At 43.3% G+C, this 2,392-nt stretch carries 2 protein-coding genes; one reads left to right on the top strand and one right to left on the bottom strand.

Going from position 1 to position 2,392, the window contains the following annotated elements; genetic code table 11:
* On the bottom strand, positions 1–980 hold a 980-nt coding region (locus tag I3257_RS14025; protein WP_238050158.1), incomplete at its 3' end, for a polyprenyl synthetase family protein.
* Between the two features lie 771 nt (positions 981–1,751).
* Between I3257_RS14025 and I3257_RS14020 the strand changes: the two genes are divergently transcribed.
* The coding region (locus I3257_RS14020) for an enoyl-CoA hydratase-related protein (protein ID WP_238050157.1) at positions 1,752–2,392 on the top strand (641 nt) is incomplete at its 3' end.

Here is a 2,392-nt window from a genome sequence, read left to right as displayed (position 1 = left end):
TCATTAAATAGCGATTGCGCATAGCTGGTCGCGTCTTCGACACCCATCAATTTCACATAGGTAGATTTGTCTAATTTTTCATCGCTGCCAGCAGGTTTGCCAAGGGTATCGGTGCTAGTCGTCACATCTAAGATATCGTCTTGTACTTGAAAGGCGAGACCAATATGCTGCGCGCACTCTTGCAATGCCATACGCTGTGGAGCGGTCGCACCAGCACAGATGCCGCCCATAAGCATAGCGGCTTCAATCAATGCGCCGGTTTTATCACGGTGAATAGCTTCTAGATCGCCTTGTGAAATATTAGCACTAGCCTCAGCATTCAGGTCAAGCATTTGACCAGAAACCATACGCCGTGCACGTGGTGCAAATATTGCGATAAGCTGGCTTGAGATGGCTGAATCAAAGGGTGCAAAAGTGGGCAGCTCTGCGGTCAATACTTCAAAGGCTAATGTTTGCAATACGTCGCCAGCGAGTAGGGCGGTTGATTCTTCAAAGACGATATGCGCCGTTGGCTGACCACGGCGCAAGTCATCATCGTCCATACAGGGCAAGTCGTCATGTACTAATGAATAGGTATGCAGCAGCTCCACCGCCAATGCCGCACGGCGCGCCATATCATAATCGGAGTCGTTTTCTAATAGAGCTTCCAAACCATCAGCGTTAGCCATACTGTTTTTATTGTCAGTGCTTTTATCTGTATTTTCATTGGCATTAGCATTGCTTTGATTAACACTATCAAAGGCGCTGGCGACCAATAGTGGACGCACCAATTTACCTTGACCGGTCATCACATAACGACAGGCATCAATCAACGGGCTTGGCAGGTTGGCATACGCAAACAGCACGTCGATATCTTGCGACAGTTGCGCGCGCACGGCGCTATGAAATTGCTCGGTGTTGTTATTAAAGCTAGTAAAAGATACAAGTCTTGAAGGCATAAGGCTTTCAGGTATAAAGCTTGGCGTAGAAGAAACAGTCATAACCCAACCATTTATCAGGTGAATAATAAAAATATCGCTAGTGTAGCATGATAGATTATATAGCTTATGGGGTGAGCATCATCAATGCCATATTTTTGCAGCTTACTGTTAAAAATTCTATTAAGCACACCGAAATAATGCAACAAGCCCTCGTTACGTATTGGTGATTTAACTTAGTCAGTGGATATGTTTTGATAAAGAATCACGTTAAGCGTGTGACGGCGTGTGATGATAAGCATCTGTCATTATAATCTTTAAAAGACGAATTTTTAGTATACAATTTCAGTATACAAACCGTCACTTAAAGCACATTACTAGTCAGGTAAAGGGCTGCTGCTAATTTAAGAGTGACTTGTGAGTATGGTATTAGCTTGTGACAGTTAGGGGCATAATCCCCTACACTAATTGGCGTAAAAATGATCTGATGATTCAGGGTTGGAGGTTTGCGTGCTTATTTCAGCGAAAAATTTGCTCAACTCTCAGTCCATATTTTTAATGTCAGTATGTTCAATATCAGTACTGGTCACAATATATATAAATGAAGCGCCGTATTCACTTGTGCTAACGCGGTAACATTAAGCATAAAAAATGAATATATAACCATGAGCGCTGGATAATAAAGACATCTTCACTGCTTACTCTATACTGACTTTATAACACAGTATATTGGCAGTGTTATTACTCGTTTTACTAACAATAACTGGCTATGACCTTTAATTTTAAAACTTTTAATTTTAAAACTAGCTTTCGTTATATAGCAAGGAGTTCCAAATGGTATACCAAGGAAATCGCATCACGGTGACAATGCTAGAGGATGGCATCGCCAACATGCAGTACAACGCCGAAAATGAGAGCGTGAACAAGTTTGATGCTGAGACCAACAAGCAATTTGGTGAAGCGGTTACTGCGTTAGAAAAAGCCGATAACGTCAAAGGTTTAATCGTGACGTCAGGCAAAGGCGTCTTTATCGCTGGTGCTGATATCACAGAATTCGTTGGCTCTTTTAAAAAGCCAGAAAGCGAGATTAAAGATTGGGTCGTAGGTATCAATGACGCCTTTAACCGCTTTGAAGACCTGCCGTTTCCGAAAGTAGCGGCTATCAATGGCGCGGCACTTGGCGGTGGTTGTGAGATGACCTTGGTTTGTGAATACCGTGTCATGAGTGACAAAGCCATCATCGGTCTACCAGAAACCCAACTGGGTATCTTCCCAGGTTTTGGTGGTACGGTTCGTAGTACGCGTGTCATCGGTATCGATAATGCGCTTGAGCTGATTGCGACGGGTACACCAAAAAAACCACTTGATGCCCTAAAACTAGGCTTGGTTGATGCGACCGTTGCTGCTGATGACTTGCAAGATGCGGCCATTGATTTGGTCAAAAAATGTATCTCAGGTGAGCTTGATTGGAAAGC

It is taken from the genome of Psychrobacter sp. Ps7, assembly GCF_022129225.1.
GTDB lineage: Bacteria > Pseudomonadota > Gammaproteobacteria > Pseudomonadales > Moraxellaceae > Psychrobacter > Psychrobacter immobilis_A.
The sequence above is the reverse complement of the archived record's forward strand: the minus strand, read 5'-3'. Positions and strand labels throughout refer to the sequence as shown.